This window comes from Hominimerdicola alba, assembly GCF_900112155.1.
Classification (GTDB): domain Bacteria; phylum Bacillota; class Clostridia; order Oscillospirales; family Ruminococcaceae; genus Hominimerdicola; species Hominimerdicola alba_D.
The window spans coordinates 1-7,106 of sequence record NZ_FOKQ01000077.1 but is presented as its reverse complement, the minus strand read 5'-3'; the positions used below and the strand labels follow the sequence as shown (position 1 = coordinate 7,106).

At 35.0% G+C, this 7,106-nt stretch carries 5 protein-coding genes and 1 pseudogene; 4 read left to right on the top strand and 2 right to left on the bottom strand.

Going from position 1 to position 7,106, the window contains the following annotated elements:
* Positions 1-86: 86 nt before the first annotated feature.
* The gene (locus BM265_RS20960) at positions 87-218 is read right to left on the bottom strand and encodes a hypothetical protein (RefSeq protein WP_278288296.1); all 132 of its coding nucleotides are present in this window, start codon (positions 216-218) and stop codon (positions 87-89) included.
* A 204-nt stretch (positions 219-422) separates the two neighbouring features.
* Here BM265_RS20960 and BM265_RS19060 point away from each other — a divergent pair, with 204 nt between their 5' ends.
* Both BM265_RS19060 and BM265_RS19055 read left to right on the top strand, forming a co-directional pair.
* Entirely contained in the window at positions 423-1,070 is a 648-nt protein-coding gene (locus tag BM265_RS19060; protein WP_207647022.1) for a hypothetical protein, read from the top strand.
* On the top strand, positions 1,063-5,517 hold the full coding sequence (locus BM265_RS19055; RefSeq protein WP_074963502.1) for an ATP-binding protein: 4,455 nt from the start codon (positions 1,063-1,065) through the stop codon (positions 5,515-5,517). The genes BM265_RS19060 and BM265_RS19055 overlap by 8 nt, the downstream gene beginning before the upstream one ends.
* 106 nt (positions 5,518-5,623) lie before the next feature.
* Here the strand turns inward: BM265_RS19055 and BM265_RS19050 are convergent, their stop codons facing one another.
* Positions 5,624-5,944 (bottom strand): hypothetical protein, encoded by a 321-nt coding sequence (locus BM265_RS19050; protein ID WP_143098793.1) that lies wholly within the window; start codon positions 5,942-5,944, stop codon positions 5,624-5,626.
* Between BM265_RS19050 and BM265_RS19635 the strand changes: the two are divergent.
* Positions 5,940-6,554, top strand: a pseudogene (locus BM265_RS19635) (recombinase family protein); the annotation flags it as partial. The gene BM265_RS19050 and the pseudogene BM265_RS19635 overlap by 5 nt on opposite strands.
* A 4-nt stretch (positions 6,555-6,558) precedes the next feature.
* The coding region (locus BM265_RS19040) for an amidoligase family protein (RefSeq protein ID WP_177219650.1) at positions 6,559-7,106 on the top strand (548 nt) is incomplete at its 3' end.

The window sequence follows — 7,106 nt, the reverse complement described above, 5'->3', positions numbered from 1 at the left end:
GAACAGCTCAACCGTAAAAAACCGAAGACTCTAGATCGGATAAGTGACCTGTGGTATGCCGAAACTTCAAACAGCCGCTATAACCACTATAATCCTACAAGGTACCATGCTTTGAATGCCTTTGCTTGTTCGTAGTCCGTCCAGACCTCACGTTTACCGTTGCATACAGTAGTGACCTTTCGTGTTCTCGGCATTGCCAATTCAGGTGTTTTCAACATAATCGTTACCTCCAATAGTTTTATCGTGAATCCATTATATCCAATAAAACTACCGGAGTCCAGTTCTGTGGAAGGATTGTAATAATTCTTGTGAATTGCGCAGCAAAAAGTGGATTTTCCTCAGTGCAATGCGCTGTGATGCAGATTGACTTTTTCGTGTATTTATGCTATGATATGGGAAACAAGCATATAGCAATAAAGTAGGTGAATAAAGTGATTAAAGTTTATGATACACAAAGCAATTCTTTCAGAGATATTAACTTAAATACGAATCAAAATGGCTTCGTATTATTCAATCGCAGTGCCCTTTCAGTTTTTAAATGTTATTATAATATCTGTGGCTTTTTCTATTTAGATAGAATAAGAAGCAAAATACAACTAATTGATCTAAATGATTGCTTAATTGCTATTCCTGAGTACTCCTTTATTGAAATTATAGACGATTGCAAAAGCAGCTTAGTAGAATATAATATAACTGAAAGAGTGGATTTTCACCCTTCACTTGGTTTTATTTGTTTATACTTGCAAGAAAAACTTGATGATATATCTGATTATTTTATTAAATTATGCTATAATATAATGCAAAACAACAGGTTGTTAAATAGCTTTGCAAAAATGAATGATAGTATTATATATCCTATATCTAAACAGGAGTTGTACGTTTTCGCTCAAAATGTTTTCAAGTTAACACACTTTGACTATATTTCTCCAGACTATGATACGAGTTTCAAGTATACTATTGATAGCTTGATAAATGGTTATCACATTAATTTTTCTAAAGATGACATAGAAAAATTCGCATATAATATAAGTCGACTTGCTTATGAAAAGGTGGCGGAATATAATGGGTAATGCAGGAATTGGTACGCCTTATTGGTATGAATGGGAAATAGGAATCATTGAATGCTTACATATGATGACAGATGCATCAATCGAATCTGTCACGCTGCAATCAAGCAAATTCCAGTCGCTTGATGATGTGGTTATAAACTATGTTGATGGTAGCATAGCCAACATCCAGGTGAAACACACTGATGTTAATGATTCTTTGACATATTCTGATTTAGAATCCGATAAAATGTTAAAATCATGGGCGTCAGAGTGGAACAAAGCAAAAACAAACTATAAGATCAAAGTTCTAAGTATAATTACTAACAGAAAATGGGGACCGAATGCGACAAACGGAAAATGCTCTTTTTCATGCTTTATAAATAGGGTGCTTCCTAAATTAAAAAATGATTTGTCATATTGCGGAGAAAATATTCAGGAGAAGAATGCAATTGAATGGTTCAGAAGAACTATTAATCTCAATGAAGATGATACTGACGAATTTATACAGATCATTGAATTTAAAAATCAGGAAGATCTTGCAGGTTTAGAGGTGAAAATCAGAGAATTATTATCTAATATATTAGGTACTGATAAAGAAGAAGTAATTAATACAGCTATCGAAAAATTACGTTCAAGCTTAGAAAAATGGGCTACTTCTCGTCGAGAAAAGCCCGAAATTACTAAAGAGGATATATATAATTCACTATGTGAGCCGCATTATAGGTTACCTGAATATAAATTATCTCCTACAACGCCAATTCTTCCTTCCAGACTTGATTTTGCAGATCAATTCACAAAAAGGATAACTGAAAGTGATAAGAGTGTCATTTTTCTTCAGGGATTACCAGGTGCAGGAAAAACAAATTTTATTAGTTACTTAGCTCAGGCTACAAACTCCATTGTTGATTTCAGATACTATACATATTTACCGGTCAACGCAGATACTCCATCATTTAGTGATGATGAGGGATTCTATAGCGGTAAAGACCTCTGGAGCAGTATTCTATCTCAAATCAAAAGCAAATTTGAAGCATTAAATATACTTAGTGAATTAGAATTCCCACTCCTATATGATTATTTGACCATAACAGAACTCAGAGCGGCAGTATTTAAGTTTTTACCAATATACGCAGAAAAATGTGGGCGGACTTGCTATTTATTTATCGACGGAATGGATCACGCTGCAAGATCAAGTAAGACCAAGGATACGTTTCTTTCTCAGCTTCCTCGTCCTGATGAAGTTGGCGACGGAGTGAAATTTATTTTAGTTGGACAGCCAGTTAATGATAAATACCCGAAGTGGTTGATAAAAAATCCAGATATAGAGTACATTGAACTTCCGGCTTTAGAAGCAAATGATATCAAGACTATAATTGAAGCATATAATATCAAAATAAAAAATGTGGATATTGATACTTTATCTTCATCAATTATACGAGTTGTCGGCAACAATACGCTTAATGTATTGTTTGCTATTTTAGAAATACAAGGATTATCTGCTGATTTTGATTTTGATGGTATTATCAATCATTTATTGACACGGAGGCTAAACAACTATATTGACCGTTACTATGAGTGGATAGTAAGTTCCATATCCTCAGAATCTGAGATTTTGTTGTTAAAATTAGAAGCTATTTATGCATTTGCTTCCAGAAAAATATCAATTGAAAACTTAGTTGATCTTTGTGAATCAGATAAGCTTACTGTTGAAGCAGTACTTCACAAACTTTATCCTATTATTGTTTCAGATGACTTCGGATATTATGTTTTTCACAATGATGTCAGGCTCTATTTTAAAGAAGTTATACGTACAAATAGCAACTTTGCAAATGTTATCGACTCTGTAACTTCATCTATTATCAAAAACAAAGCTTTAGATAAATTCAAATATGATATTTTGTTCAACTTAAGCCTTGAAACACGTAATCTCGATAAAATTTTTGAATTCTATAATCCTGAGTATATAATTGGCTCTATTAATTATCAAATTCCAATTGATAAATTGGTGGAACAATTCAGTAATGTGGTTGATTTATTCAAAGATGATTATAATTTTGAAATGACTCACAGACTGAGTTTGGTTTCAACTTCAATATCCAAATTACTTGAGTGTGTAAATTATTATGAGCAGGAAAAAAGATTTGTTGAGGCAAAAATGTCGAGTAAGCTGACTCGTTCTGAAAAATATGTGCTAAAGGCTTCTGATGCTATATCCCAGATTATCGATGATATTTATAGCCTTCTAAAACTGAATGAATATGAAAGAGCGGAAAAACTATACGCCGAATATTTTTCAAACTATGATATTGTAAAAACACTGTCAGATGATGATACCAATCAAAAAGAGTTTGAAAAGATAGGATATATTAGCAGGTTTTATAATCCAGATGTACTTCGAGAGCTTACTCTTGACAATTGTTATGTTGCATTTGTAACAGGGTGGTTAGATGCAAGTGCCAATTTTTGCTCTATTTCTGACATACACCAAACTTTCACTTTTCATACTTATGGCATTGCAGATCTACACAATTATGTTTCTGAAATAACCAAGAATCCTGATATCTGTAATGAAGCAATTGCTTGCTTATCTACGAAGCTTTGCAGTTTTAAACATATATCTACACATACTCTGACAGAATTATGTTTCTCCATGTTATTGAAAAGAATTCCGTCCGAGGAAATACAATCTATCTTACATGATGCAGTTATAAAAATGGATTTTTTTGGTTCGTTAGGTGGAGATATTTCAGAATATAAGATTCATGGTATTCATGGCTTCTTTAAAGCATATTTTTGTTTGTATAAGTATGATAATACAATCGACTGGGATACGCTATATAAAGAGACTCTGAAAAACAAACGCATTTCTATTGAGGATCGTGGTTATGAGCCTGCGATAGAGTTAAAGTCATTAGCAGACAGAATAAACTCGTTTTTTTATGATAACGAAGGAACATATAATGAAACACTAAAAATAGCTTATGATTTGACATACTTTACAAGAAATAGAGCTGGCTCATGCAATGATTGTGGCACATTTGAAGTTCTCCCATATTTCAAGAGAGTATTCTTACAATACTTTGTCAATACGCTTGAATATCCAGAGAAATTAAGATTATGTACTGATTTGCTGAATATTATATTTACCGGAAAAGCTCCGCATTACATTGATGAACTTGCTCAACTCTACTATTTGTTTGATAAAAAGGAATTATTCTTGCAAATAGCAGAGTTTTGGTGTGGTTCAAACGGAATAGTATGGAAGAACGAATATGATAACTTGGAGTATATCTGCACACACATAGTGTCCTTACTAAACAAGTTCAACGAAACCGAATTTGCAAATAAAATTCAAAAAACCATGAACCTAAGAATTATGGGCTATGTTGGCAGAAAAGATTACACATTAAATGGTCTCTTAGAATGCTATAAGTTCCTTCCGAATAATTCTGATAAGATCATGTCTTATGGAATGGATCTGTTGACTCTTTGCGACTATGCTAATGAAATAGGAGATAATCGTGTCAATGTATATGTCATATTATTTGATGTAGCAAGTGAACTTGGATTTAAATACCTTGATGCTTTATTCGAATTAAAAAACACCCCAGAAGATTTGACATATTGGCGGCAGAGAGTTCTTTCAGCACTATATGATAAAATAGACAAGATATTTACAAATGACGGTCAAAGAATACTGTTATACGAACTGACAAACGCTTGGATAAAACCCGAAATAGAGAAAAATGAGCATCGTCCGTACAACAATGAACTTGAAACGCTATACGACTATAACCATAGACTCATAGATTCAATATCTGATGCTGATATTAAAAACGAACTAATAGCTAATGGTAAGTGTACGCCGAATATGAATGATGCAGATTACTTGTACTCACATGAAAAGAAAGATGAACAGTATTCATATATACTTGATCGGCTTGATACAGATGGTTATACAGTTGAAAACGAGAACGAGATTGCCGGAATTTTGACGTATCATAATGGCAGTTTATCAAATTTGATTTTAGAAATCGTAGAGCATATTCCTAATCAAAACAAGAAAGAGTTTGTTTCCAAATATGTTATCCCGTACCTTGTTTCTGATAGTGATTATGGTTTTCGTTCACATGGACAAATGTATATTATTAAACAAGTTTGTTCTTACTTTGATAATAATGATTGGAACGCATTATTTGATAATGCTTTTCAAAGGGTAAGCAGAGCAAGAAATGATCTAGATTATTTTTATTATTTTAATGATGACATTGAATTTTTGGCACTGTATTTCTATATTCAAAACCATTCGGATAAGATGATAAAAATGTTTATGGATAGAAGTAAAATGCATTTCTCATTCATTTCATCATCCGATGCAGTAAATATTGAGCATCAGCATTTAAATGTTGATGAGAGGATAAACTCGTTTGATGATTTTATAAAAAAGCAATTAGGTGATATATGCTAATCAAAGTGCTATGTAAATGTAACCTGTAGCTTTGATAATCATCAAAAGAATAACTCATACAGCAACAAGGCAAGGAGTGTATCCTTTCTTGTTGCTGTTTTTTAGGTTATACAGTTTTATTGCAGATACCAGCATACACATCTTCGGGTATCATCGGTGAGCATATCTTCGCAAGCAATTTTTCATCTATTTCGCCTGTTTCAGCATACTGCTTTCCCGCCTGTTTCACAAGCTCCAATCTCGGCGCAGTTACCTCTGCTACTTCGGGAGCATTGAACATCGGACCTTCGGGGACGGTAATGATAGTGTGGTTATTCGGTAACATCAGCTTGAACTGCATGACCGCAGGCTCAAAATTCTGCTTACTGTTCGGGAAACCGCAGCCGCATATCATCATGTATCTGAGGTGAGAAAAGTTCGCCTGCATCAGCGGCTACGGTCCGACTCAGATTGCCCGTAAGCTGACAGAGGAAGGTATCCCAAATCCAACGGCTTACGCTATATCGCAGGGAAGAAACCCAGCCAACAAGAATTCAAGGCTTGACCGCTGGTGTACTGAAACTGTCATTGACATTTTAGAGCACCCCGAATACATCGGTCATACGGTGAACTTCCGTACATGCCGCAAGTCCTACAAGAACAAGCGTAAGATCGAAAATCCGAAAGAGGACTGGCTTATCTTTGAGAATACCCATGAGCCTATCGTCACACAGCAGGAGTTTAATCTTGTTCAGGAGATGCGTAAGAATAAGCGCAGAAATCAGAAGCAGCTTACTCCCGAGATCATGCATGAACTTATCGAGAAGATAGTTGTTTACGCTCCTGAAAAGAGCGATGGGCATCGTACTCAGCAGATCGAGATACACTTCCGCTTTGATGTTGCTGTCGCTACAGCTATTGCTGACAGCAAAGAATACGACAAAAAGAAAAAGGCTGCGAGTTTGCGCAACCTTATCTTCAAATCACATAAACTGCTTTATGTGCGCCGCCCTGAATTCGGGCTTTTTTTATTTTTACATTTTAAAGAACGGAGGTGAAAGAATGCCGGGAAATTTTGATGGGATAAAAAATAGAAAATTTGGTATCGAGATCGAGATGACTGGTATAACAAGGTGCGAAGCTGCTAAAGCAATTAAAAAAGTTCTTGGGGGTGATATAGATCATGTGGGCGGTACCTATGATAAGTATACTGTCGGTGATGACCGAGGTAGAGATTGGCAGATAGTTTTTGACAGCAGTATCTATGCACGAAAGAAAAACGGAGATTTTGCCAGTGACTATTACAAGGTAGAGCTTAACTCTCCTGTGCTTGAATATGAGGACTTTGATCTGCTGCAAAATGTTATTCGTTCTCTGAGAAAAGCAGGAGCTATAACAGGGCTTGATTATGACTGCGGTACTCATATCCATATTGATGCAGCTGATTATACGCCACAGCAGATAAGAAACCTTGTAAACCTTTGGTCAAGTAAAGAGGATTTTTTATGGGATGCCCTTCAGGTATCATCTGCTAGGTCTAATTACTGCAAAAAGATCAACCGAACTTTTGTGGAACAGCTCAACCGTAAAAAACCGAAGACTCTAGATCG